Source organism: uncultured Gordonia sp. (assembly GCF_937858515.1).
GTDB lineage: Bacteria > Actinomycetota > Actinomycetes > Mycobacteriales > Mycobacteriaceae > Gordonia.
Window position 1 is genome coordinate 1 of sequence record NZ_CALLZT010000091.1, and the last position, 25,216, is coordinate 25,216.

A 25,216-nucleotide genomic window follows, 5' to 3' on the forward strand; every position below is an offset into this window, starting at 1 on the left:
CCTGCACGGCACCGGAGGCCCTGAGGCGGTGTGGGTGACCGACGAGGAACCGGGCGCCGGACCGCTCGGCGGCCTCGCCGCGGGTCTCGCGGCGGCCGCCGCCGACGGATTCGGCCGGGGGTTCGTCTGTGCGACGGACATGCCCCTCACCGGTCCGGGGCTGATCGACGAACTGGCTCGCGGCGCCCCCCCGTCGACGCAGGCGGTGATCGCCCACGACGCCCGACGCGACCATCCGATGGCCGCCATCTACCGCACGTTGTCGGCGCAGGTCGTCGCTGATCTGGTCGCCGGTGGTGAGCGTCGAATGCTCGCGGTGACGGAGGCCCTGGAAACTCGCCGCGTCCCGGTCTCTGACCCCGAGTGGCTCACGAACGTCAACGCCCCTGAGGACCTGCACGACCTCCGCGTCTCCTGACCAGCATGCTCGACTGTGCGATCTGTCCCGGAACCCGGGACAGATCGCAACCTCAGGCGCGGGTGGTCCGTGGGGTGGCGCCCGGCGCCCTGCCGGGTGCGCGGGTTTCCTAAGATTGTGGGGTGAGCAATCGTGAAGCACAGGGCGCCGACGCGTCCGCACTGCCGAAGTCGTGGGACCCCGCCGAACACGAAGCCGGGTTGTATCAGGGCTGGGTAGACGCGGGGTACTTCACCGCCGACGCGGCGAGCGACAAACCTCCGTTCACGATCGTCATCCCGCCGCCTAACGTCAACGGTTCGCTGCACATGGGGCACGCCTACGAGCATGTGCTGATGGATGCGTTGTCCCGGCGCAAACGCATGCAGGGCTACGAAGTGTTGTGGCTGCCCGGTATGGACCACGCCGCGATCGCCATGCAGACGATGGTCGAACGCAAGCTGGCCGCCGAGGGCAAGACCCGCGACGACCTGGGCCGTGAGGCGTTCATCGAACGCGTGTGGCAGGAGAAGGCCGAGATCTCCGGCAACATCGGTGAACAGATGCGCCGCCTGGGTGACGGCGTCGACTGGACGCGCGAACGCTTCACCATGGACGAGGGACTCTCGCGCGCGGTGCACACCGTGTTCAAGAAGATGTTCGACGACGGCCTCATCTACCAGGCCGAGCGCCTGGTCAACTGGTCGCCGGTGCTGCAGACCGCGATCAGCGACATCGAGGTGTCCTACGCCGACGTCGAGGGCGAGCTGGTCAGCTTCCGGTACGGTTCCCTCGACGACGCGCAGCCGCACATCGTGGTGGCCACGACCCGGCTGGAGACGATGCTCGGCGACACCGCGATTGCCGTGCACCCCGACGACGAACGCTATGCACATCTCGTGGGCACCGAACTGCCGCACCCGTTCCTCGACCGCAGCATCCCGATCGTCGCCGACGACTACGTGGACCCCGAATTCGGTTCGGGCGCGGTCAAGATCACCCCTGCACACGACCCCAACGACTTCGCGCTCGGGCAGCGGCACAACCTGCCGATGCCGACGATCATGGACGCGACCGCCCGGATCGACGGAACTGGAACGCAATTCGACGGCATGGACCGCTTCGAGGCGCGGGTCAAGGTGCGCGAGGCGCTCGCCGAGCAGGGGCGCATCGTCAAGGAGGTGCGGCCGTACCTGCACAGTGTCGGACACTCCGAACGTACCGGTGAGCCGATTGAGCCACGCCTGTCGATGCAGTGGTGGGTCAAGGTCGACTCCCTGGCCAAGACCGCCGGCGATGCCGTACGCGACGGCGACACCGTCATCTACCCCAAGTCGATGGAACCGCGCTGGTTCGGCTGGGTCGACGACATGCACGACTGGTGCATCTCGCGGCAGCTGTGGTGGGGGCACCGCATCCCGATCTGGTATGGCCCGGGCGGCGAGGTGGTCTGCGCCGGACCCGACGAACAGGCACCCGAGGGCTACACGCAGGAGACCGATGTCCTGGACACCTGGTTCTCCTCGGGTCTGTGGCCGTTCTCCACCCTCGGCTGGCCCGACAACACCGCCGACCTCGAAAAGTTCTATCCCACTTCGGTTCTGGTCACCGGCTACGACATCCTGTTCTTCTGGGTGGCGCGGATGATGATGTTCGGCACGTACGTCGGCAAGGATCTGGGCGGTGACAAGAAGGTACCGTTCACCAACCTGTTCCTACACGGCCTGGTCCGCGACGAATTCGGCCGCAAGATGTCCAAATCCAAGGGCAACGGCATCGACCCGCTGGACTGGGTACAGCGGTTCGGCGCCGACGCGCTGCGTTTCACCCTGGCGCGTGGAGCCAACCCGGGTGCCGATATCTCCGTCGGCGAGGACCACGCGTCGTCGTCGCGCAATTTCGCGACCAAGCTGTACAACGCCACCAAGTTCGCGCTCATGAACGGTGCCCGGGTCGGTGACCTGCCCGAACGCGAATCGCTGACCAAGGTGGACCGCTGGATCCTGGACCGGCTCGACCAGGTGGTCGCTGAGGCAGACGCCGGATTCGAGGCGTACGAGTTCTCCAAGGCGTGTGAGGCGCTGTACCACTTCGCGTGGGACGAGTTCTGCGACTGGTACCTCGAACTGACCAAGGTGCAGTTCGCCGAGAACGACGTGGAACGTTCGCACGCAACGTCATTGGTGCTCGGTCACGTGCTCGACAAGCTGCTGCGCACACTGTCGCCGGTGATGCCGTTCGTCACCGAGGTGCTGTGGAAGTCGCTGACCGGCGGCGACTCCCTGGTGATCGCACCGTGGCCGGTGGTCTCGGCCGAAGAGGCCGACGCCGACGCGGCACGTCAGGTCGCCGACCTGCAGGCGCTGATCACCGAGATCCGCCGGTTCCGCAGCGACCAGGGCCTCAAACCGGGCCAGCGGGTGGCCGCCGAACTCGACGGTCTCGACGACGCGGGCATCGTCTCGCTACGTCCGTACGTCGACTCCCTGGCCCGGCTCAACTCCGCCGGCGAAGGCTTCGCAGCCACCGCGACCGTCGAGGTGCGGTTGTCGTCGGCGACGGTGACCGTGCGCATCGACACCTCCGGGACCGTCGACGTGGAGGCCGAACGCAAACGCATCGCCAAGGACCTGGCCGCCGCCGAGAAGGAACTGGCGCAGACCGCGGCCAAACTCGGCAACGACCAGTTCCTGTCGAAGGCTCCGGAGGCAGTGCGAGCGAAGATCACCGAACGCAACAAGGTGGCCACCGACGAGGTTGCCCGGCTCAAGGCAAAGCTGGAAGGGCTCGGCGGGTGAGCGATCCGCAGGATCCGGGCGCACCGGAGGCCGACGAGATCGACCTGGCGCACCTGGCGTTCGAGGGCGCTGTCGGGGCCGTCGAACCTGGGTTGACTGCGCGGCCCGGGGGACCGGTGCACCCGCTCGACGACGAGGGTCCGGCAGATCCGTCGGCCTTCACCACCGACATCAGTGCCGATCTGGCGGAACTGGCCGAGGTGGAGGCCGAACTCGACACCCGCTGGCCCGAGACCAAGATCGAACCGTCGCTGACGCGCATCTCGACGCTGATGGATCTGCTGGGCTCACCGCAGCTCACATATCCGTCGATCCACATCGCGGGTACCAATGGCAAGACGTCGGTGACGCGGATGATCGACGCCCTGCTCGTCGCGCTGCACCGGCGCACCGGCCGCATCACCAGCCCGCATCTGCAACTGGTGACCGAACGGATCTCGATCGACGGCACGCCGATCGCACCGCGCACCTACATCGACACCTACCGCGAGCTGGAGCCCTACATCACGATGGTCGACGACTCGTCGACTGCCGCCGGCGGACCGCGGATGAGCAAGTTCGAGGTGCTCACCGCGATGGCGTACGCGGCGTTCGCGGAGGCGCCGGTGGACGTGGCGGTGGTGGAGACCGGCATGGGCGGCCGTTGGGACGCCACCAACGTGATCGACTCGCAGGTGCGGGTGATCACCCCGATCGCGCTGGACCACGCAGACTATCTCGGCGACACACTCGCCGCGATCGCGGGCGAGAAGGCCGGGATCATCACGCCGCGCAAGGGTGACGACTTCCTCGCGCAGGATCCGGTCGCGGTGATCGCGCCGCAGGATCCCGCGGTCATGGACGTGCTGCTGCTTCAAGCTGTGGAGTCGGAAACCATTGTGGCGCGCCAGAACTCGGAGTTCGCCGTGCTGGAATCGCGGCTGGCGGTGGGTGGTCAGCTGCTCACCCTGCAAGGTTTGGGCGGGGTGTACGAGGAGATCTTCCTGCCGCTGCACGGCGCGCACCAGGCCGCCAACGCCGCCCTTGCGCTCGCCGCCGTCGAGGCGTTCTTCGGGGCCGGTGCCGAGCGTCAACTCGACATCGACGCCGTGCGGGCGGGATTCGCCGCGGTATCGAGTCCCGGGAGGCTCGAACGGGTGCGTTCGGCGCCGAGCGTCTTCGTCGATGCCGCGCACAACCCGCACGGGGCAACCGCCCTGGCCAACGCACTGGCCGAGGAGTTCGACTTCCGGCGGCTGGTCGGGGTGATCGGAGTGCTCGGGGACAAGGATGCAGAAGGACTGCTCGAAGCCCTCGAACCGGTCCTCGATCACGTAGTCGTCACCAACAACGGCTCTCCTCGAGCACTCGAGACCGAGACACTCGCAGAGATCGCGCGCGCGGTGTTCGGCGAGGACCGGGTCACCGTAGAACCATTTCTGCCCGACGCCGTCGAGGCGGCGATCGGCCTGGCCGAGGAATCCGAGGGACAGCCGGTTGCTGGTGCGGGTGTGGTGATCACCGGTTCGGTGGTCACCGCAGGCGCCGCACGCGGCCTGTTCGGTAAGGAACCATCATGAGTGAGAACACCGCCGCACCGCGTTTCACACCGCCGACCGTCGACCCCTGGAAGGGACTGCGTGGGGTGATGGCCGGAACGCTGATCCTTGAACTGATCGTGGTCCTGCTGTGCCTGCCGGTGGTGTGGAAGATCGGTGGCGGACTGACCTGGATCTCCGGTGGCTACCTGGGGCTGATCGCGGTGGCGATGGTGCTGGCCTGCGGCATGCAGGGACGCCCCTACGCGCTGCAGCTCGATCTCGCGCTGCAGGTCGCGATCATCGTCGGGGGTGTTTTTCACTGGTCGATCGCGGTCATCGGCGTGGTGTTCCTGAGCGTTTGGCTCTACATCGGCTACATCAAACGCGACATTCAGCAACGTATCGACGAGGGTCGGCTAGCGGGTCAGCGCCCCATCGACGAGATATAGTTCTCCAACGTTCATCGCACGGTTCGGGACCTGCAAGACCTGTTGCCGGAACGTTACGCGTGACGGTCGTCATCTCCGGCGGAAACTGTGACAATGGCTGTTGGTGTGAGCAACCTGGCGCACCTGTATACGTCTGAGGGGAATCTTGTCTGTCACAACACGTCGACTGTCCGCTGTCAAGAAGCGTGCGGCGCTGATCGCCGGGGCGATGGTCGCCGCCGGGCTCATTGCCGCCGGAGGCGGTGCGGCGCACGCCACACCCGCCGATCCCGGCCCTGGAACTGCGAGCACCGCGGGGAACCAGTCCGGTAACCTACCCCCGGCCGAGCCTGACTACACCGCGATCCTCAAGCCCGGACCGCCCATCGAGTTGTCGAACTCCGAGTATGGATTCATCGCCACCCATGAGGTGACCAAGCAGCTGGATCGCGTCAATGTGGTCGGCGGTATCGCCGGACTTCCCGTGCCACCTCAATACCGGGCGGCCAACGACGGACTGGCCTTGCAGTTCGGCCGTGCCCTCGATGGTGCGCTGAGCACACCAGGAGGATGTATCCAGATGGTGATCTCGCGGGGACATGCCGGCAGTCTGTTCGACTACGGCCTGTTTGCCGTGGAGGGCCAGTACTGCAACTGACGTAGTTCGGCCACGCACCACATTTCAGGGGACGACGACGCGCCTGATCGGGGATGACCCCGGTCAGGCGCGTCCGGTTTCAGCCGTCGGCCGTCAGCCCTTCGCCGCGGCGATCGCGAGGTCCGATTCGGCCTTTTTCTTGGCCTCGTACATCTTCTTCCACTCCGCGCGCGGCCGGACGGTGGTGTCGACGTCGGTGGCCAGTGCACGCAGGGCGCCCACCCGGGACTCGTCCTTGGTCTTGAGGGTGAACGGATCCCAGTTGAAGAACTTCGCGGAGTTCTCCCAGGTGATCTGGTCGATCTCGGCGTCGGTGGCACCGGCGGCATTGAACTCTGCGAGGACCTTCTCCGGTGCGTCCGGCCAGAAGCAGTCCGAATGCGGGTAGTCGCATTCCCAGGCGATGTTGTTCATGCCGACGTCGTGCCGGTTCTTGATGGCCGTCTTGTCGGTCACGTAGCACGCCAGGACGCGGTCCCGGAACACCTCGCTCGGCAGTCGGTCGCCGAAGTCGTTGTTCAGCCACTTCTGGTTGAGGTAGTGCCGGTCGGCGCGGTCGAGGAAGAACGGGATCCAGCCGACGCCACCCTCGGAGAACGCGAACTTGAGGGTGGGGAACGCACGCATCACGGGTCCGAACAGCAGATCCTGAGCCGCGATCACCGAGATCTGTGTGGCCAGCACCATCAGGTTGTCGATGGGTGCGTCCCTGGCCAGCCGCAGCACGCCGAACCCGGAGCCGATGTGCAGGCACATCACCATGTCGTTCTCGACGAGTGCCTGGAACACCGGCCCCCAGTAGTCGATGTCGTGGTAGCTGGGCAGCTTCTCCAGGTGGGGGAGTTCGGGCATGGTGACCGCGCGTGCGCCCTTCTTGGCGACGCGATGGATCTCCTTGACCATTCCCTCGACGTTCCAGGTGGGCAGCAGTGCCAGCGGGATGAAGCGGTCGGGATGCGCTCCGGCCCACTCGTCGATGTGCCAGTCGTTGTACGCCGACACCATGATCAGTGTGACCGGGTCCTGATACTGGTTCAGGTGGCGCGCGGAGAAGCCGGTAAAGGTGGGAAAGCACATCGAGGCGAGCACACCGTTGCGGTTCATGTCGCGTACGCGTTCGTTGACGTCGTACACGCCCGGACGCATCTCCGCGTAGCCGGCCGGGTCGTAGGCCCACTCCTCCGGGGGCCACGTGACCACGGCGTTCAGGCCGCTGGTACCGGTCACCTTGCCCTGATAGAACCACTGCTCGATGCCCTTGTCATCGAAGATCACCCGCGGCGCCTCGTCCATGTACTTCTGCGGGACGTGCCGGGCGAACATGTCGTGGGGTTCCACGACGTGGTCGTCGATGCTGATCAGGATCATGTCGTCGACATTCATGGGACTGTGTCCTCTTTCGGAGCTGTGTTGCGGTCAGAAACCGGGCCGTGAATATGTCCTGTTTCACTTGTACAGTGGATTCCCGTGACCATCTCTGCGCGATCGGACAGTGATTTAGCACTTTCGGCCAGACAGGTGCAGTGGGTGCCGATGAAGGGCCGGGGGACCGCCTCGGCGGGCAGCTACGCCTACGACGGCGGTGCCCTGGTCACCGGGTGGCACTCGCACGAGGTACACCAGATCGAATACGCGATCGGTGGCGTCGTCGAGGTCGAAACACCGGCCGGCTACTATCTGGTGCCGCCGCAGCAGGCCATCTGGTTGCCGGCGGGCCTCGAACACGACACCCATCTCAAGGGGGACGTCACCACCCTGTCGGTGCTCTTCGAACCCGAACTGATCAGCGGCCACGGCGATCGTGCCCGCATCCTGGCAGTCTCGCCGCTGATGCGCGAGATGCTCGTCTACTCATTGCGCTGGCCGTTCGCCGACAGCACCCCCGATCCACGCTCGGAGCGGTTCTTCGGAACTCTCGCCGATCTCGTCGTCGACGCCCTCGCCGCCGAGACGCCGCTGCTGTTGCCGACCTCTGACGACCCGCTCGTGTCGGCCGCGATGCGCTACACCCGCGATCACCTGGCCACCGTCACCATCGAGGAAGTGAGCCGGGCGGTCGCAGTGTCCGAGCGCACGCTGCGCAGGATGTTCACCGGCTCGGTGGGCATGTCGTGGCGCGACTACCTCACCAGCGCGCGGATGTTGAGGGCCATGACCCTGCTGGCCACTCGTGGGCAGTCGGTGAGCTCGACCGCCACAGCCGTCGGATTCGACAGCCAGGGGTCGTTCACCAGGGCATTCACCCAGTTCAGCGGTGAGACGCCGTCGTCGTACCGCAACCGGATCCATCAGGACCCGGAGCCCGCGGGATAATTCGGTCGCGCTGATCGGCCACTCGTTGCCACAGACAGCTCGGGAATCGTTACAGTGTTCGCGTGACTGAACGGACTCTCGTACTCATCAAGCCCGACGGCGTGGCCCGCAACCTGGTCGGCGACATCATCGGACGTATCGAACGCAAAGGGCTGACGCTGGTCGCCCTCGAGCTCAAGCAGGTCAGCGACGAGCTGGCTCGCGGCCACTACGCCGAGCATGAGGGCAAGCCCTTCTTCGATTCGCTGCTCGAATTCATCACCTCCGGCCCGCTGGTCGCGGCAGTCGTCGAGGGACCGCGCGCGATCGCGGCCTGGCGCCAGATCGCCGGCGGCACCGACCCGGTCGAGAAGGCCGTTCCGGGAACCATTCGCGGCGACTTCGCGCTGGTCACGCAGGAGAACCTGGTTCACGGTTCCGATTCGCCCGAATCGGCCGAGCGTGAGATCGCACTCTGGTTCCCCGGCCTCGACTGACCCGGCTCTCGGCTGACCTTGGCTCGAGGTGAATCACGGTGCTCGCGGCCTCAGGGCATTGCTCTGAGGCCGCGGCCCGGCCCGGCCCAGCCCTCTACGGCCGGTTCTCCGATCTTCTTGCGGTGTTCCGCGGCCCGCCCCCGGCGTTGCTCCCGTCGTTCGATGTAAATGCGCGTTGGTTACGGCAAACGGACCGGGGTGTGGGATACTCGGGAAAGTTACCGTCGACACACTTTGTTGACGGTGGCCGATGCCGGTCCGCTCGTCATCCCCACCGCGTACACGTCACATTCGTGCGCACGTGGTGGTGTGGATGTTCGACGCAGCCGGACATCACCCAGCAAGGCGCCACGTCCTCCCTCCGCTACCGCGGAACGGGCACCGGCGCGAAGACCACATAACACCGGCCACGGCCGGGACACAGAGTTAGGCCCCCGCGTGGCCGCGTCAGCCCGACGCGCCCGGGGGCTCAAGGAGACTGAGTGACCGACAACGGGTCGCCTGCTGACGTCAATGACGCATCAGCACAGGCAGACGAATTTCCTATCAAACTGCGCGTTCACGCCCTGGCACGGAAGCTGGGTATCACCAGCCGCGAGGTGCTGGGTCACCTGGCCGAGATCGGACACGGTGCGCGATCACCGCAATCCAGCATCGACCGCGAGATCGCCTACACGGTTCGTGACCGAGTGACCGGAGAGCCGGCCGATACGGACGTTCCGCAGGAGTCGGGGGACGACGCGGCGCCGAAGGCGCCCGAGCCGGACGATGCCGGGGCGCCGACTGCTGATTCCGACTCGGCTGAGGTGGCCACGACTCCCGGACCGGCGATCGCGCAGCCCGAGCCCACTGAGTCGGCGGCTGTCGGGTCCGGCGCAGCAGCGCAGTTGTCGATCGATTCGCTGTTCTCCGCAGCGGCGACCGCCACTCAGGAGTCGGTCGTCGGGCCCCCGCCGACGGAGGCCGCGACGGTACCGCTGTTCCTGTCGCCCGATGTCGTCGAGCCGGTCAAGGTACCCGCTCGTAAAGCCATTGTCGACGACACACCGCTGTCGTCGGACGCCCTGGATGACGCCGACACGGACGCGGAGAACGAATCGGACCTCGACGGCGCCGATGATGACCAGGCCGATGAAAGCGGATCGGGTAAGCCGCGACGGCGGCGTCGGGGGCGTCGTGGCCGCGGGCGTGGCCGGGGGGATCAGGCGGACGCCGGAGAGCGGTCCGACGATGACGAGTCCGCGGCCGATGTGCGGGCGAGTGAATCGAACGGGGACTCCCCGGAGCCGGGCGACGACGAGGACTCGGCCGACGAGGGCACCGCGGAGGCGTCCGACGAGGAAGAATCGCCCCGCAGGCAGCGGCGTCGGCGGCGCGCGGCCAGAGTCGAATCGGCCGACGACGAATCGGCCGACGGTGACGAAGCCGAACGTGGCGATTCCGCCGGCGTCGTGGACGACGAATCGGATTCTTCCGGTGATGCGGAGTCGACCGATGACGGCGAGGACTCCGACGGTGACGATGCCGGCGGGGAGTCGGGAACGTCGCGGCGGCGCCGTCGCCGTCGCCGTCGCAAGGGCACCGAGGGCGACGAGGTGGCCCCCGACGATCCGCCGAACACCGTCGTGCACGAGCGGGAGCCGCGCACCAAGCGCGCCCGTGACGAGGTACAGGGCATTTCGGGATCTACGCGGCTGGAGGCCAAGCGGCAGCGCAGGCGTGACGGCCGCGACGCGGGTCGTCGTCGGCCGCCGATCCTGAGCGAATCGGAGTTCCTGGCGCGGCGCGAGGCCGTCGACCGGGTGATGGTGGTGCGCGAGCGCGCCTTCCACGACCCGAACGCCGAGGACTACACGCAGGTCGCGGTCCTCGAAGACGGTGTGCTCGTGGAGCATTTCGTGACCACCGAGACGTCGTCGTCGCTGGTGGGCAACATCTATCTCGGCCGGGTGCAGAATGTGCTCCCCGGTATGGAGGCCGCGTTCGTCGACATCGGCCGGGGCCGCAACGGTGTGCTGTACGCCGGTGAGGTGAACTGGGACGCCGCCGGTCTCGACGGTGGTTCCCGCAAGATCGAGCAGGCCCTCAAGCCGGGCGACTCTGTGCTGGTGCAGGTCAGCAAGGATCCGGTGGGCCACAAGGGCGCGCGCCTGACCACGCAGATCTCGCTGGCCGGCCGCTACCTGGTGTACGTGCCGGGCGGATCGTCGACGGGCATCAGTCGCAAGCTGCCCGATGTGGAGCGCAAACGCCTCAAGCAGATCCTTGCCAAGCTGCTGCCCGAGGACGCCGGCGTGATCATCCGCACCGCATCCGAAGGCGTGAGCGCGGACGAACTGGGCGCCGACATCGCGCGCCTGGAAAGCCAGTGGAAGGGCATCGAAGCCGCCGTCGGCGAGGCCAAGGGTCGTTCGGGCGGCGGACCGCGACCGCTGTACGAGGAGCCCGACCTGCTGGTCCGGGTCGTTCGGGACCTCTTCAACGAGGACTTCAAGAAGCTGATCGTCGAGGGCGACAAGGCGTGGAACCTCGTCGAGAGGTATGTCAGCTCGGTGGCCCCGGACCTGATGGAACGGGTCGAACGATTCACCAAGCGCCATGCCGACGCGCCCGATTCGTTCGTGGTGCACCGCATCGATGAACAACTCGCCAAGGCGCTCGACCGCAAGGTGTGGCTGCCGTCGGGCGGCACCCTGATCATCGAGCACACCGAGGCGATGACCGTCGTCGACGTCAACACCGGCAAGTTCACCGGTTCCGGCGGCAACCTCGAGGAGACGGTGACCCGTAACAACCTCGAAGCCGCCGAGGAGATCGTCCGGCAGATGCGGCTGCGGGATCTGGGCGGCATGATCATCGTCGACTTCATCGACATGGTCCTCGAATCCAACCGCGACCTGGTGCTGCGCAGGCTGACCGAGGCGCTGGCCCGGGACCGCACCCGGCATCAGGTGTCCGAGGTGACCTCGCTGGGACTGGTGCAGATGACCCGCAAGCGTCTGGGCACCGGGCTCCTGGAGGCCTTCTCGACCACGTGTACCGCGTGTGCTGGGCGGGGCATCATCGTCCACCAGAATCCCGTCGAGGTGCGTACCGACGACCAATCGCGGCCTGAGAGCGGGTCGAAACGCTCACGCAAGGCCAAGAAGCGGGCTGAGCAGGCCGAGGCGGCCAAGCCGGCACACAGCCCGTCCGAACATCCGATGTTCCGGGCCATGGCCGCGCATTCGCACGAACCCGGCCAGGCCGACTGCTCCGGTGACGAGGCGCTCGACACGATGCCTGTCGACGATGCGTCGTCAGCTGATGGCATGGTCGCCGCAGCGTTAGTCGCCGAGGATATTGAGATCGTCGTCACAACCGACGGCGCGGACGTCGACAGCGGTGCCGACGCACCGATTGCCGACGCACCGATTACCGACGTGCCGGCAGCCACTGTCGATGAGGCCGTCATCACGACCGGCGGTGCCCAGGCGCCCGAAAGCGCGGTGAGTGACGACGCTCCGGCGGAAGATGGCGAAATCCGCACCGCGGAGCCGGCCACGACCGGTGAGAGCGGCGCCCGAGGCCAGGACACCGCCGAGCCCGGTGACGATGCCGGCAATGATCGGCAAGCCGCAGGCCAGGACACGGTTGCGCCCGAGCCTGCGCGTGCGTCCGGAACCGGCAGCCGTCGGCGGCGTGTGGTGCGTGTGAGTTCACCGACAACCACCACCGAGCCGGTGGTCATGACGTCGGCCCCGGTGACCGGCGACGGCGACAGCGCTCCGGTGACCACGTCGGGGCCCTCGACCGCGGCCCCGGCTGCCAAGACGGTGGCGGTGCGCCGCAGGCCACGCAGGCGTTCGGCGGGAAGGCCGGCGGGCCCTCCGGTCGAGGAGTGAGTGCGGCCGTTCGGGGCCGGGCTGGTTTGACCCGGTGGGCGGCGGTCCCGTAGCCTTGAACGGTCGCCTTCGGCGGCGGGTTTGCGCTGTGCCGGATTGACGTCCGCCACAAGGTCGTTCCCCCGCACGACAGGCATTCTGGTGTGATCTGCGGTGACCCTGACAACTGGTCCGGGGTGTATTGCGGCCCGCGTCAGGTAGACAACCACAGATCAGGATCAGTAGAGCGCCGGAACCGCGGATACGGGTACCGGCCCGACTAGACGAGTTAGAGGACAGCTTCGATGGCAACGTACGCGATCGTCAAGACCGGCGGTAAGCAGTACAAGGTCGCGCAGGGCGACATTGTGAAGGTCGAGAAGATCGACAGCGCGCCGGGCACCACCGTGAACCTGCCGGTGGCACTGGTTGTCGACGGCGCCCAGATCACCACCGACGCCGATGCGCTGGCCAAGATCTCCGTGACCGCCGAGGTAGTCGAGGAGACCAAGGGTCCCAAGATCCGCATCCACAAGTTCAAGAACAAGACCGGCTACCACAAGCGCCAGGGTCATCGTCAGAAGCTGACGGTCCTCAAGGTCACCGGCATCAACTGACACCCACCGGGGCTGTCGTCGTCTGTCGTGGCACGGCAACCCTCACACCAAGACCTACAGATTCTTCAGGAGGACTGACATGGCACATAAGAAGGGCGCGTCCAGCTCGCGCAACGGTCGTGATTCCAACGCCCAGCGGCTCGGCGTCAAGCGCTTCGGTGGCCAGCAGGTCAGCGCGGGCGAGATCCTGATCCGCCAGCGTGGCACCAAGTTCCACCCGGGCGTGAACGTCGGCCGTGGTGGCGACGACACCCTGTTCGCGCTCGCCGCCGGTGCGGTCGAGTTCGGCACCAAGCGTGGCCGCAAGACCGTCAACATCGTCACCGACGCCGCTGCGGTCTGATTCCCGCCCCGGTCCGGGGTGAGAGAAATATAGCCTCGACAGAGGGTGCACAGGGGAACCGCCCCTGGGCGCCCTCTGTTGGCATTTTGCGGGTCCCGCACGCTGCGGGGCTCTCGTTGTTCAATATCGGAACACTGGTGGAGATTCCACCGATCAGGAAGTGAGAGTGGCGATGTCTCGGTTCGTCGACCGCGTGACCATTCATGTGACGGCCGGAAACGGTGGCCACGGATGCTCCTCGGTACACCGGGAGAAGTTCAAGCCGCTCGGCGGACCCGACGGCGGTAACGGCGGCAACGGCGGATCTGTGCGGCTCGTCGTCGACCCGCAGGTACATACGCTGCTGGACTTCCACTTCCGGCCACACGCCAAGGGGACCAACGGTAAGCCCGGCATGGGCGACAACCGCGACGGCGCCACCGGCGAGGACCTGGTCCTCAACGTGCCCGACGGCACCGTTGTCCTCGATGCCGACGGCAAGATCCTCGCCGACCTGGTCGGCGAGGGTACGTCCTTCGAGGCGGCCAAAGGGGGCCGCGGCGGACTGGGCAACGCCGCGCTGGCGTCGCGGGCACGCAAGGCGCCCGGATTCGCGCTGCTCGGCGAGGAAGGCCAGACGCGCGATCTGGTGCTGGAGCTCAAATCGGTCGCCGACGTCGGTCTCGTCGGCTTTCCGTCTGCGGGAAAGTCCTCGCTGGTGTCGGTGCTGTCGGCGGCCAAGCCGAAGATCGCCGACTACCCGTTCACCACCCTCGTCCCCAACCTCGGTGTGGTCCAAGCGGCCGGCGACATCTTCACCATCGCCGATGTGCCCGGGTTGATCCCCGGTGCGTCGACCGGACGTGGGCTCGGCCTGGAGTTCCTGCGGCACCTGGAACGGTGCGCTGTGCTCGCCCACGTTGTCGATTGCGCGACACTGGAACCCGGTCGCGACCCGGTCTCCGACATCGACGCGCTTGAGGCGGAGCTGGCCGCGTACAGGCCGGCCCTCGACGCCGATCACGGTCTCGGTGATCTGGCCGATCGGCCACGTGTGGTGATACTCAACAAGATTGACGTGCCAGATGCCGCCGAACTGTCCGACTTCGTCGAACCTGAACTGGCGCAACGTGGTTGGCCGGTGTTCCGAATTTCAGCGGTGAGTCACAACGGATTGCGCGAGCTCACCTTCGCCCTGGCCAAGATGGTCGCCGAATACCGTGCGGCGCAACCGAAACAGCAGGCCCGAAGGCAGATCATCCGACCGGTCGCCGTCGACGACAGCGGATTCTCGGTGCTGCCGGATCCGGCCGTCGAGGGCGGTTTCATCGTGCGGGGAGAACGTCCCGAACGATGGATCGCGCAAACGCAGTTCGCCAACGACGAAGCGGTGGGCTACCTCGCCGACCGGCTCAATCGCCTCGGCGTGGAAGACGAGCTCAAACGCCTCGGTGCCGAACCCGGCGCGCCGGTCACCATCGGCGACATGACCTTCGACTGGGAGCCGACCACACCGATGGGTGACGAGGTGCCGGTCACCGGCCGCGGCACCGACATCCGCCTCGATCGTTCCGAGCGCGTCGGCGCGGCCGAACGCAAGCAGGCACGCAAGGCGCGCCGCGGGCGGTTCGAGGACGGCGATATCCGTGGGTGAGGTGACTCATGAGTGACCTGCGCCGGAGTGAGGTACGAGGCCACATCGCCGACGCCCGCAGCATCGTCGTCAAGATCGGATCGTCGGCGCTCACCGATATGCACGACGGCCTCGACCGGGCGCGTCTGGACGCCCTTGCCGATGCACTCGAAGCACGGATGCGGGCGGGCTCCAACGTCACCGTGGTGTCCTCGGGTGCGGTGGGCGCAGGAATCGCGCCGTTGGGACTGAAGAAGCGACCCACTGACCTGGCCACCAAGCAGGCCGCCGCCAGCGTCGGTCAGCTCGCGCTCGCACACGCCTGGGGGACGTCGTTCGCCCGGTACCGGAGAACGGTGGGACAGGTGTTGTTGACCGCCGATGACTTCGCGAACCGGCGCCACCACGCCAATGCCCAGCGCACGCTGGAACGTCTCGTGTCGTTGGGGGTGGTGCCGGTGATCAACGAGAACGACGCCGTGGCCACCAACGAGATCCGGTTCGGTGACAACGATCGGCTCGCCGCGTTGGTGGCTCATTCGATCCGTGCCGATGCGTTGATCCTGCTCAGCGACGTCGACGGTCTGTACGACGGAGACCCGCGCAAGGTCGGCCCCAACGGGGAGCGGGCGCAGTTCATCGATGAGGTGCACGGTCCGGAGGATCTCGACGGGGTGATAGCGGGCTCCGGCGGTGCATTGGGCACCGGCGGAATGGCGTCCAAGCTCACCGCTGCCCGGCTGTCGGCGGATGCCGGGGTACCGGTGCTGCTGGCCGCAGCCTCCGACGCGGCGTTTGCCCTGAAGGATGCGTCGGTGGGGACGGTGTTCGCGGCGCGGGCCGAGCGGTTGACGGCCCGCCGATTCTGGGTTCGGCATGCCGCCGACAGCAATGGCTCGCTTGTCATCGATGACGGGGCGGTCGCGGCGGTGGTCAGTCGGCGACGGTCCTTGTTGGCGGCGGGCATCGTCGAGGTGAAGGGCGTGTTCTACGCCGGTGATGTGGTGGAGCTCGTAGACCTGTCCGGTGCGGTGCGAGGCCGCGGTGTGGTGGCCTACGACTCCGACGAGATCGCGTCGATGGAGCGACGCTCCACGGCGGACCTGCCGCTCGATCTGCGCCGACCGGTCGTACACGCCGACGACCTGGTGGCCCGGTAGAGATCTGGCCGGTAGAGATCTGGAACGACTGAGTCCCCACGGCGATACCGTGGGGACTCAGTCATCTGTGGGGTGTCAGCAGGTGCTGGATGCGGGCTCTCCGCGGAAACGAGCGGACAGGAACTCCATCGCCGGGACGACGCCGATCACCGCAGCGCTCATGTGCTCGGGGGACGGGGTGAGCATCGTCGTCACCTTCGTGCCTGCCTTGCAGTAGCGCCGCGTGGTCGAGGTGATCGCGTCGAGCGGGATCAGCACGTCGGTGGGGCTGTGCCACTCGAAGACCGGTGCCTTGGGCACGCCGGAGTACATGGCCAAGCTGTTCTCGGCGCCGATCTTGCGGAATGTCGGGTTCTCGAACAACTGGATACCGCTCTTGGCGACCTGACGGGCGCTGTGGCCGGCACCGATCCGCAGCACATCGTTGGTGCACGCGTTGCGCATCTCGGAGAACATCCGCTTGCCCTTGGGTGAGAGGTAGTCGAAGAGTGTGACCTTATCGGAATACTCACGGGCCAGGCCGATGGCCGCGGCGAACGCGAGTCCGAACGCGGGGTGCGGGCGGTTGTAGCCCAGGCCCTCGGCCATCTTGATCAGGTCCATCGGCACTCCGCCGTAGGCTGCGCCGACGATGTTCAGCTTGGGGCTGTACTTGGGGGCGAGCGCAGCTGCCCACGCCGTGGCCATGCCGCCACCGGAGTAGCCGGCCAGGCCGACCTTGCTGTACTTGACACCGGCGGGCTTGAAGTTCTGGGTGGCTGTGATCGCGTCGAGCGAGATCTGGCCGCCGAGCTTGGCCGCACCGTATGAGCTGCGCGGACCGAGGTGGTCGGGGATGCTCACCGTCCAGCCCTGCTGCAGCACCACGTTGAGTGCCGGTGCCTCCCGGATGGTGAGGTTGGGGTCCTGTGTCCACAGCACGCGCGACGGCGCGCATTCGAGGCCGACCGCGTTGACGATGTGTTGGAACGACAGCAGCGGCCCGTTGGCCTTCTTGTTGAACGGAACCAGAATCGTCGTGATCGCCGCGATCGGCTTGTTCTCGCTGTCATTGGAGCGGAACTTGATCTGATAAGTCTTGACGCCGAGGAACGCAGGCGGGTTGGGCCGCGTCCGGGTGGAGATGATCTCGCCCTGCTTGTACTTCCCGATGTTCGCGGGCGTCCTGTAGAAGCCGTCATGCAACGGGGTGGGCAGCGCCGCGTTGATCTTGGCCATTCGGGCGGCATCGACCCTGCCGCCGTCGGGTACACCGGCGGCGGGAGCTGCGGCCAGCGTGCCGAAGACCAGTGCGGTGACCGCCATCAGTGCAGGTAGGACCGCCATACGCCAGGTGGTCTGCTTCGATCGCCTCGCGGTGTGATTCACGAGATGTATCCCCATTTCGGCCGCTTCGTGACAAAACAGCTGGGCCGCCATCGGCTCATGGTCCTCGGTGTGGATACACGCGTACCCGCACCGATCAATGAGGCCGGTGTCACCGATGACACGTCCCAGCACATTGCATGGCCGGTCACAGGTACCGGCCAGTATGAAGAGACTACCTTACAGCTCCGGCACATCGCTGGTGGAGAATGGGCCACCATGACCAGGATCATCGCCGGTCGCTTCGGTGGCCGCAGGATCGCCGTTCCCGACGACGGGACCCGACCCACCTCCGACCGGGTGCGTGAGGCGGTCTTCAACATGCTCGACGCACGCATCGACCTCGACGGTGCCGCGGTCGCGGACCTCTATGCGGGATCGGGTGCGCTCGGCATCGAAGCACTCTCGCGGGGTGCATCGTCGGCGGTGTTCGTCGATTCCCGGCGCCGCGCCACCTCGGTGATCGTCGCCAACCTCAATGCGTGTGGTGTCTTGTCGGCGGCGCGGGTGGTGACCGGGGAGGTCGGCACCTTTCTCTCCGCCGACGCAAATCCGTTCGACGTGATCTTCATGGACCCGCCCTACGACCTCGGCACCGACATCGTGCAGGCCGAAGTGGCCGCCGCCGAACGCTTCATGGCCGACGAAGGTCTCCTGGTGCTGGAACGCTCCTCCAGGTCATCACGCGTCCAGTGGCCCGCTGTTTTGGAGCTGGTGGTCGACAAGACCTACGGCGACACCCGGGTGGAAATCGGGCGCAGGTAGCAACTTCACCCGATCGGAGACGTGATTCTCACTTCTGACATACCGTATTCTCATCCAAGTGCGATTGGGTGGTATACGGAGGTGGCAAGGTGACGACGACTGATGCGCAGGGCGGTGCCGGGGTCCGGATCGGCCCTGTCGAATGGGTGATACCGATTGTCGGGGCCCCGATGGCGGGCGGGCCGACCACACCCGAGCTGGTCGCGGCCGTCAGCAACGCCGGAGGGCTGGGTACCCTCGCGGCCGGGTATCTGACCGCCGAACAGCTCGAACCGCTGCTCGTCGAGGTGGGAGAGCTCACAGACCGGCCATTCGGGGTCAACCTGTTCCTGCCCGGAACCGACGTGGGCGAGCAGTTGTCGGACGAGATCGCCGAGTACCGGACCCGCTTGCAGATCGACGCCGACACCCTCGGCACCGAAGTCGGCAACCCCAGGTTCTTCGACGAGGACATCGACGCCAAGCTCGCCGTGTTGGCGCGATATCGCCCCGCGTTCGTCAGCACGACGTTCGCCGACCCAGGGCGTGAGTTGGTGGACCGGATTCGCGCCGAGGTCAGTGCTCAGGTCTTCGTCACCGTGACCTCACCGGGCGAGGCCGCAGCCGCCGTCGCATCCGGAGCCGACGCGCTGATAGCGCAGGGCGTTGAGGCCGGCGGGCATCGGGGGATCTGGCATGACGTTCCCGATCATCCGCATGGAGGTCCGGGAATGTCGACCGCCGGACTCGTTCGCAAGATCACCAAGGCCACAGAAGTGCCGGTCATCGCTGCCGGTGGGGTCGGGGTGGCAGACGACGTCCGCGAACTTCTCGACGCCGGGGCCACCGCAGTCGCCGTCGGCACGGCACTGTTGTGCGCCGACGAGGCCGGCACCTCGGAGACCTACCGCAACGCGGTGTGGAGCTGGGAGTACCGCGGTACCGTCGTCACCCGGGCGTTCTCCGGACGTCCGGCCCGCGCGTTGGCCAACCGTTTCGCGACCATGAACGTCGACGCGCCGGCCGCCTATCCGCATGTGCACTACATGACCAAACCCATCCGGACCGCTGCCGCGGCCGCCGGCAATACCCAGACGCTCAACCTGTGGGCCGGCGACGGTTGGGACGCCGTCCAGAAGGGTTCTGCCGCGCAGATCATCGCCAACCTCACCGGGCGGGCAACGGACTGAGCGGCCGCGTCAGGTGCGTGTGTCGCCGGACCCTTCGCGACCCTCGCTCCTTCGTCGCATCGGCCTCAGGGATCAAGATGGTTGCTTGCGGTAAGTTGCTGTGGCATGGCTACCGCTGTCTGCCCCGGTTCGTTCGATCCGTTCACACGAGGCCACCGCTACGTCGTGGAGCGGGCCGCCGGCCGCTTCGACGAGGTGGTGGTGACCGTCGTCGTCAACCCGAACAAGTCGGGGATGTTCAGTGTCGACGAACGCATCGCGCTGATCGAGGAGGATTGTGCCGACCTGCCCAACGTGAGGGTGGACCGCTGGACCGGTCTGCTCGTCGACTACCTGACCGAGAACAGTTACTCGACCATCGTCAAAGGGCTGCGGTCGGGTGTCGACTTCGACTACGAGGTACCGATGGCGCAGATGAACCGTGAACTGAGCGACGTCGAGACGGTGTTCCTGCTGACCGATCCCCGCTACGCTCACGTGTCGAGCTCGCTGGTGAAAGAGGTGGCCAAGCTCGGTGGCGACGTGTCGCCGTTCCTGTCCGGGCATATCCATGAGAGGCTGATGGCGGCGGTGACAGGGCAGCGGAAAGTCTAGGTCGGCGTCGCGGCGTCCGCGACACGCCACAGCGGCGTTACCGGCAACCGTGTCATCTTTCGGCACAATAGTCACAGCAGTCTCGTCGGCCGTGTGACCAGCCGACCCGACAGACCATCGCAGGAATGAGGTAGCTGTGTACCGGGTATTTGAAGCACTCGATGAGCTGATCGCCATCGTCGAAGAAGCGCGAAGCGTCCCGATGACCTCCGGTTGCGTCGTCCCTCGCGGAGACGTGCTCGAACTGCTCGACGATCTCAAGGACGCCATCCCCGGCGAACTCGACGACGCACAGGACGTGCTCGATCAGCGTGACGAGCTGATCAGCACCGCCCGTGAGCATTCCGACACCGTGATCGCCAAGGCGGACTCCGAATCGGAATCGACGCTGGAGAACGCGCGTGCCGAGGCCGACCGCATCCTCGCCGACGCGAAGGCGCAGGCCGATCGCATGGTGGACGAGGCCAAGTCGCACGGCAAGTCCATCGTCGACGAGTCGGCCGAGGAAGCGCACCGCATCCGGTCGAGTGCGGCCCGCGAATACGACTCGGTGACCGGCCGGGCGCGTACCGAGGCTCAGCGCACCATCGATGCCGCAAACAATTCCTATGACAAGTCGGTGGCCGACGGCATCGCCGAACAGCAGCGCCTGGTGTCCGAGGCGGAGGTGGTCGCGGCGGCCAAGAGCGAGGCCGAGCGGATCATCGACGCGGCTCATGGCGAGGCCGACCGCCTGCGTGGCGACTGCGACGTGTATGTCGATGAGAAGCTCGCGCAGTTCGAGGAAGTCCTCACCGGCACACTGCGATCGGTCAATCGTGGGCGGCATCAGCTGCGTACCGGCGCCGGAATGCACGACTACGTCGAGTATCCGCGCAGCGTCGACCACCATGCGGAGCGTCAGGGTGCTCACCGGGACCGCGAGACATCCCCGCTGGCCGTATAGCCGTGTGCCGGCCGCCGATGGCTTCGCGGAGTCTGCGGCAGTCCGGATAGTCTTGACGACCGCTGGCCGGGCGTAGTTGCGCGGCCCGCGGGTAGTCCGTGTGGTCACTGGCCCCGGTCCCGGGTCGGGCGTATGGTGCATACCGTGTCAGCTCAATCCGTGACCAGCCCAGCACCGTTCGTTCTGGACATCCGCAGCCTCGGCCGTCGCCCCGGCACCATGGCCGAAGTCCATCGCACGATCCTCACACCCTCGCGCATCGGGGTGGAGATGATCGGTATCGAAGAGGGCTCAGAAGTCGACGTCGACCTACGCCTGGAATCGGTGTCCGAGGGTGTGTTGGTCACGGGTACCGTGTGCGGCGAGACGTCGGGCCAGTGTTCGCGATGTCTGGAACCGGTCGAGGGCACGGTGCACGTGTTCCTGACCGAACTGTTCGCCTACCCGAACAGCGAGACCGAGCAGACCACCGACGAGGAGGACGTGCACCGCATCGTCGACGAGCAGATCGACCTCGAACAGTCGATCATCGACGCGGTGGCCATGGAGTTGCCGATGTCGCCGCTGTGCTCCGATGACTGCCCGGGCCTGTGCCCGCAGTGCGGTGTGCGTCTGGCGATCGCCGACCCCGACCACGGCCACGACATCATCGATCCGCGGTGGGCCGGTCTCGCCGCCAAACTCGACACCCTCACCGATGACGAGGGCAACGGAACGCAAACCAACGGAACGGGGGCCGGCACACAGTGACGCGGACGTCGGGGGACAACAGTGCGAACACCTTTGTCGATCTCACGGACGCACTTGGCGTGCCGATCTCACCAGACTTGCTCACGCTCGCGCTGACGCACCGGTCCTACGCGTATGAACACGGTGGCCTGCCCACCAATGAACGTCTGGAATTCCTGGGCGACTCGGTGCTCGGTGTGGTGGTGACCGAGCGGCTCTACAAGCGTTACCCCGACCGTCCCGAGGGCGAGCTCGCCAAGATCCGCGCCAGCGTCGTCAACATGCATGCGCTCGCCGAAGTCGCCCGTGGCCTTGGCGAGGGCGGCCTGGGCAGGCATTTGTACCTCGGGCGGGGCGAGGAGATGACCGGCGGCCGCGACAAGGCGAGCATTCTCGCCGACGGGCTCGAATCACTGTTCGGCGCAGTGTTTCTCGACCACGGCCTGGATATCTCCCGCGACATCATCCTGGCCATCTTCGACGACGTCATCGGCAAGGCCGGCAAGCTGGGCGCGGGCCTGGACTGGAAGACGTCCCTGCAGGAACTGTCCAGCGAACGCGAACTGGGTCCGCCGCAGTATCAGATCACCTCCACCGGACCCGACCACGACAAGGAGTTCACCGCCACTGCCGTCGTCGGGGGCGAGGATTTGGGTTCGGGTGTGGGGCGGTCCAAGAAGGAAGCCGAGCAGAAGGCCGCGGCCCTGGCCTGGGACGTGCTCAACAACCGTTCCGGCGCAGGTTCCGAAGACCACGAGTCCGAAGGCGGCGAAACCGCAAACAGTGAACCCGGCGGGGAGTTCGGGACCGAGAGTGCCTGAGCTGCCGGAGGTCGAGACCATCCGGCTCGGCCTTGCAGCGCATATCGTCGGTCGCCGGATCGAACACGTCGAGGTCTTACATCCGCGGGCGGTCCGCCGTCAGGCCGGGGGCGCCGTCGATCTGATCGCTCGGTTGCGTGGGCTTACCATCACCGATGTCCGTCGTCGCGGCAAGTACTTGTGGCTCAACGTCGGTAGCGGTGAAAAGCTGACGGACGACGGCTGGGCGGTGGTGATCCATCTGGGGATGAGTGGGCAACTGCTGATCGCCGAGCCCGGCGCACCCGACGAGGTCCACCTGCGGATCCGCGTGAACCTGGCGCCGGGTGCCGACGATGCTTCCGGGCCGGTCGAATTGTGGTTCGTCGACCAGCGAACCTTCGGCGGTTGGTTCATCGACGACTGGGCCATCGACGCAGCGGGCGTGCGGGTCCCCGAGACGATCACCCACATCGCCCCCGACCCGTTCGAGCCCTCGTACGACCAGGCGCAGGTGATCACCCGCATCCGTGCCAAACACACCGAGATCAAACGGGTCCTGCTCGACCAGACGGTGATCTCCGGCGTCGGCAACATCTACGCCGACGAGTCGCTGTGGCGGGCGCGACTACACGGCACCCGTGTCACCGACCGCATCAGTCGCCCCAAACTCACCGAACTCCTCGACGCCGTCGCCGACGTGATGCGCGAGGCCATCGCCGTCGGCGGAACCTCCTTCGATGAGCTCTACGTCAACGTCAACGGCCAATCCGGATACTTCGACCGAAGCCTGAGTTCATACGGCCGGACTGGCCTGCCGTGTCCAAGGTGCGGGACTCCGATTGTGCGGGAACAGTTCATGAACCGTGGCTCGCACTTCTGCCCGCGGTGCCAGCGACCGTCACGCCGGGGCGCCGCCTGACAGTGGAGGGTAATGATCAGCGAGGAGCCGACTCGCCGACATTGTCGATCGCGGAGCGCAGGTGTCGCACGACCTCGCGGGGGTCATCGACGAAGAACCGGACCGTTCGCACCTCGCGGTGTTCGGTGAGCGGCTGGGTGTGGAGCGGTCTGCGGAGTGTCACCGCTACGTTGGTCCGGCCGACCAGCGGCACCGACAGGGTGTGTGACCCGTCATCGAAAGCAGGGCGCAAGCCCAATCCCTCCGTGTTATGCGGCGATACCCGTTCGATGTCCTCCGACGGAATCGATACGCAGGTCCGAGGCCCGTTGCGCACCAGGAAGGTTCCGTCATCGAGACAGTGGGGATTCATGGCGATCCCGGCGACGTACCCGAGCACCCACAGCAGACCGTAGACGGTGAGGATCAGGACCACTATCCCGACGGCCGGCCAGGGGACGAGCAATCGGATCAGGAAATGCACGACCACCGACTCCAGGACGGTGAGCGGTACCAGGATCCACATCAACCGCGCGAGGTCACGGTGACTGGTGAACACCTGCGCACCCGCCGGCACATTCGGCCTGCGGGCGACGAGTCGCCCCAGCGCCGCGAACATGCCGACCTCGGTGGAAATGAGTCCCCACAGACGTTCCCCGATCACCTCACGACCCGCTTGCACTGTGGCCCGCCGGAAGCCGGCGCCGCCTCTGCATAGACCGTGGATCTTCGCTGCGAGGATCGAGATCTCGACGAGCACGGTGATCAGAACCAATACTGCGATGGCGATCCTCAACGGTGGCGGAATCGTGGCTCCGGCGAAAATCGCCACCGCCAGGCCGATTTCGATCGGTGCGAGCGTGAACAGCACCCTGCGCACGACCGTCGCCGCGGTCACGACGATACCAGCCTGGACATGATCGCAGTCACAACCGCGACCTGTGCGGGTGCTAGGTGCTCGGTGATCATCTCGCCGAGCGGCGGCGCCGACATCTGCCAGAGCTCATCGACTCCCGCCGGCAGTGGCCGACTCGCTTCCTGTTTCAGTTCGTCGGGAAGGCCTGCGACGATGTCGTCGGCCAGTACATCGACGAGTGGATCATCGGGGTCAAGTCCCGCGATTGAATCGAAGCGCCGGTACACGTCCTTCAGGTGCGACTGCCGTTCGGGAGTCAATCCCCGAGTCTGGTCGATCTGGAAGATGTACGCGGCGGCTTCTTCCGGAAGCAGAGACATCAGGTCAACATCCAGGTCCGCAGCCGGCCCGACGACGCCGGTGTCCTTGAGGAGTTCTGCCAGTTGAGCGGCGGCCGACGATTGCAGGGGATCTCCTTGCTCGTCGAGGCGTAATCGTAGTTGCGTCAGGCGTGCCCGTTGCCGGGCGATCGCCGCATCCTGGCGATCGAGGTCCGCGTCGAGTTCATCGAGGATCTCGGTCAGATCGGCGGAGCCGGACGCGGCGAGCACTTCGCCCACGACGTCCAGGCTCAGGCCGAGGTCGGTCAGCCGCCGTGCCCGGGTCAGCCGGATCACATCTTCGAGGCTGTACCGCCGATACCCGTTCGGGTCGCGCTCGGGTTCGGGCAGCACTCCGACACGGTGATAGTGGCGGATCGTTCTGGTGGACACTCCGACGAGCTCCGCGGCCTGACCGATTCTCATGATGCCAGTAGAAACCTTGACGTCGCGTCAATGTCAAGGCTGTCGCCGGCCGCCGCCGGAACTACGGACTAGACAGTTTCCTATATAGGCATATGATGGG

The 25,216-nt window shown here is 66.4% G+C and carries 23 protein-coding genes; 19 read left to right on the top strand and 4 right to left on the bottom strand.

The features are described from left to right. The 5 genes from Q0627_RS08045 to Q0627_RS08065 form a co-directional block, all read left to right on the top strand. Positions 1–418 (top strand): NTP transferase domain-containing protein (locus tag Q0627_RS08045; RefSeq protein ID WP_298808911.1); only part of this gene is annotated, 418 nt, incomplete at its 5' end. Positions 419–540: 122 nt separating this feature from the next. Beyond that, positions 541–3,195: a valine--tRNA ligase gene (locus Q0627_RS08050; protein ID WP_291020559.1), complete on the top strand. Its 2,655-nt coding sequence runs from the start codon at positions 541–543 to the stop codon at positions 3,193–3,195. A 170-nt stretch (positions 3,196–3,365) separates the two neighbouring features. Next, complete coding sequence (locus Q0627_RS08055; protein ID WP_291020614.1) at positions 3,366–4,754, top strand: folylpolyglutamate synthase/dihydrofolate synthase family protein; 1,389 nt, start codon at positions 3,366–3,368, stop codon at positions 4,752–4,754. Then, positions 4,751–5,164, top strand: a complete 414-nt coding sequence (locus Q0627_RS08060) for a DUF4233 domain-containing protein (protein ID WP_291020561.1) — start codon at positions 4,751–4,753, stop codon at positions 5,162–5,164. The genes Q0627_RS08055 and Q0627_RS08060 overlap by 4 nt, the downstream gene beginning before the upstream one ends. A 145-nt stretch (positions 5,165–5,309) precedes the next feature. Then, positions 5,310–5,801, top strand: a complete 492-nt coding sequence (locus Q0627_RS08065; RefSeq protein ID WP_291020563.1) for a hypothetical protein — start codon at positions 5,310–5,312, stop codon at positions 5,799–5,801. Between the two features lie 93 nt (positions 5,802–5,894). Here the strand turns inward: Q0627_RS08065 and Q0627_RS08070 are convergent, their stop codons facing one another. Then, positions 5,895–7,184 (bottom strand): amidohydrolase family protein, encoded by a 1,290-nt coding sequence (locus tag Q0627_RS08070; protein ID WP_291020565.1) that lies wholly within the window; start codon positions 7,182–7,184, stop codon positions 5,895–5,897. 84 nt (positions 7,185–7,268) lie between these two features. On the opposite strand from Q0627_RS08070, the gene Q0627_RS08075 reads away from it, so the two are divergent. The 7 genes from Q0627_RS08075 to proB all read left to right on the top strand — a co-directional run bounded on the left by Q0627_RS08075 (position 7,269) and on the right by proB (position 16,185). Then, complete coding sequence (locus Q0627_RS08075) at positions 7,269–8,114, top strand: helix-turn-helix domain-containing protein (protein ID WP_291020567.1); 846 nt, start codon at positions 7,269–7,271, stop codon at positions 8,112–8,114. 62 nt (positions 8,115–8,176) lie between these two features. Beyond that, positions 8,177–8,590, top strand: a complete 414-nt coding sequence (gene ndk / locus Q0627_RS08080) for a nucleoside-diphosphate kinase (protein ID WP_005192227.1) — start codon at positions 8,177–8,179, stop codon at positions 8,588–8,590. Positions 8,591–9,072: 482 nt separating this feature from the next. Then, complete coding sequence (locus tag Q0627_RS08085; protein ID WP_291020573.1) at positions 9,073–12,474, top strand: translation initiation factor IF-2 N-terminal domain-containing protein; 3,402 nt, start codon at positions 9,073–9,075, stop codon at positions 12,472–12,474. A 284-nt stretch (positions 12,475–12,758) separates the two neighbouring features. Next, on the top strand, positions 12,759–13,070 hold the full coding sequence (gene rplU / locus Q0627_RS08090; RefSeq protein ID WP_291020575.1) for a 50S ribosomal protein L21: 312 nt from the start codon (positions 12,759–12,761) through the stop codon (positions 13,068–13,070). A 79-nt stretch (positions 13,071–13,149) separates the two neighbouring features. Then, on the top strand, positions 13,150–13,413 hold the full coding sequence (gene rpmA / locus Q0627_RS08095) for a 50S ribosomal protein L27 (protein WP_213248696.1): 264 nt from the start codon (positions 13,150–13,152) through the stop codon (positions 13,411–13,413). Between the two features lie 172 nt (positions 13,414–13,585). Beyond that, a complete protein-coding gene (gene obgE / locus Q0627_RS08100) occupies positions 13,586–15,046 on the top strand; it encodes a GTPase ObgE (protein ID WP_291020580.1) in 1,461 nt (486 codons plus the stop codon). Positions 15,047–15,054: 8 nt separating this feature from the next. Next, positions 15,055–16,185, top strand: coding sequence for a glutamate 5-kinase (gene proB / locus Q0627_RS08105; protein WP_291020582.1), 1,131 nt, complete (start codon positions 15,055–15,057; stop codon positions 16,183–16,185). A 75-nt stretch (positions 16,186–16,260) separates the two neighbouring features. On the opposite strand, the gene Q0627_RS08110 is transcribed toward proB, so the two are convergent. After that, a complete protein-coding gene (locus Q0627_RS08110; RefSeq protein WP_291020583.1) occupies positions 16,261–17,511 on the bottom strand; it encodes a lipase family protein in 1,251 nt (416 codons plus the stop codon). A 258-nt stretch (positions 17,512–17,769) separates the two neighbouring features. Between Q0627_RS08110 and rsmD the strand changes: the two genes are divergently transcribed. The 7 genes from rsmD (at position 17,770) to mutM (ending at position 23,475) form a co-directional block, all read left to right on the top strand. Further along, entirely contained in the window at positions 17,770–18,315 is a 546-nt protein-coding gene (rsmD, locus tag Q0627_RS08115; RefSeq protein WP_291020584.1) for a 16S rRNA (guanine(966)-N(2))-methyltransferase RsmD, read from the top strand. An 89-nt stretch (positions 18,316–18,404) separates the two neighbouring features. Next, entirely contained in the window at positions 18,405–19,484 is a 1,080-nt protein-coding gene (locus tag Q0627_RS08120) for a nitronate monooxygenase (protein ID WP_291020585.1), read from the top strand. Positions 19,485–19,589: 105 nt separating this feature from the next. After that, complete coding sequence (coaD, locus tag Q0627_RS08125) at positions 19,590–20,078, top strand: pantetheine-phosphate adenylyltransferase (protein ID WP_291020586.1); 489 nt, start codon at positions 19,590–19,592, stop codon at positions 20,076–20,078. 136 nt (positions 20,079–20,214) lie between these two features. After that, positions 20,215–21,024: a DivIVA domain-containing protein gene (locus Q0627_RS08130; RefSeq protein ID WP_291020588.1), complete on the top strand. Its 810-nt coding sequence runs from the start codon at positions 20,215–20,217 to the stop codon at positions 21,022–21,024. A 132-nt stretch (positions 21,025–21,156) separates the two neighbouring features. Further along, complete coding sequence (locus Q0627_RS08135) at positions 21,157–21,774, top strand: DUF177 domain-containing protein (RefSeq protein ID WP_291020590.1); 618 nt, start codon at positions 21,157–21,159, stop codon at positions 21,772–21,774. Then, complete coding sequence (gene rnc / locus Q0627_RS08140; RefSeq protein WP_291020592.1) at positions 21,771–22,574, top strand: ribonuclease III; 804 nt, start codon at positions 21,771–21,773, stop codon at positions 22,572–22,574. The genes Q0627_RS08135 and rnc overlap by 4 nt, the downstream gene beginning before the upstream one ends. Then, positions 22,567–23,475 (top strand): bifunctional DNA-formamidopyrimidine glycosylase/DNA-(apurinic or apyrimidinic site) lyase, encoded by a 909-nt coding sequence (mutM, locus tag Q0627_RS08145; RefSeq protein WP_291020594.1) that lies wholly within the window; start codon positions 22,567–22,569, stop codon positions 23,473–23,475. Before rnc ends, mutM begins: the two co-directional genes overlap by 8 nt. Before the next feature lie 16 nt (positions 23,476–23,491). Here mutM and Q0627_RS08150 read toward each other — a convergent pair whose 3' ends face one another. Together Q0627_RS08150 and Q0627_RS08155 are read right to left on the bottom strand one after the other, a co-directional pair. Then, the gene (locus Q0627_RS08150; RefSeq protein WP_291020596.1) at positions 23,492–24,352 is read right to left on the bottom strand and encodes a hypothetical protein; all 861 of its coding nucleotides are present in this window, start codon (positions 24,350–24,352) and stop codon (positions 23,492–23,494) included. Further along, positions 24,349–25,116, bottom strand: coding sequence for a MerR family transcriptional regulator (locus tag Q0627_RS08155; RefSeq protein ID WP_291020598.1), 768 nt, complete (start codon positions 25,114–25,116; stop codon positions 24,349–24,351). The genes Q0627_RS08150 and Q0627_RS08155 overlap by 4 nt, the downstream gene beginning before the upstream one ends. Positions 25,117–25,216: the final 100 nt, after the last annotated feature.

Excerpts from the sequence above, each read along its gene's own strand:
- Q0627_RS08060 (WP_291020561.1), top strand. The coding sequence starts at position 4,751 with ATGAGTGAGAACACCGCCGCACCGCGTTTCACACCGCCGACCGTCGAC.
- Q0627_RS08070 (WP_291020565.1), bottom strand. The coding sequence starts at position 7,184 with ATGAATGTCGACGACATGATCCTGATCAGCATCGACGACCACGTCGTG.
- rplU (WP_291020575.1), top strand. The coding sequence starts at position 12,759 with ATGGCAACGTACGCGATCGTCAAGACCGGCGGTAAGCAGTACAAGGTC.
- rpmA (WP_213248696.1), top strand. The coding sequence starts at position 13,150 with ATGGCACATAAGAAGGGCGCGTCCAGCTCGCGCAACGGTCGTGATTCC.
- obgE (WP_291020580.1), top strand. The coding sequence starts at position 13,586 with ATGTCTCGGTTCGTCGACCGCGTGACCATTCATGTGACGGCCGGAAAC.
- proB (WP_291020582.1), top strand. The coding sequence starts at position 15,055 with ATGAGTGACCTGCGCCGGAGTGAGGTACGAGGCCACATCGCCGACGCC.
- Q0627_RS08110 (WP_291020583.1), bottom strand. The coding sequence starts at position 17,511 with ATGGCGGTCCTACCTGCACTGATGGCGGTCACCGCACTGGTCTTCGGC.
- rsmD (WP_291020584.1), top strand. The coding sequence starts at position 17,770 with ATGACCAGGATCATCGCCGGTCGCTTCGGTGGCCGCAGGATCGCCGTT.
- coaD (WP_291020586.1), top strand. The coding sequence starts at position 19,590 with ATGGCTACCGCTGTCTGCCCCGGTTCGTTCGATCCGTTCACACGAGGC.
- Q0627_RS08135 (WP_291020590.1), top strand. The coding sequence starts at position 21,157 with ATGGTGCATACCGTGTCAGCTCAATCCGTGACCAGCCCAGCACCGTTC.
- Q0627_RS08155 (WP_291020598.1), bottom strand. The coding sequence starts at position 25,116 with ATGAGAATCGGTCAGGCCGCGGAGCTCGTCGGAGTGTCCACCAGAACG.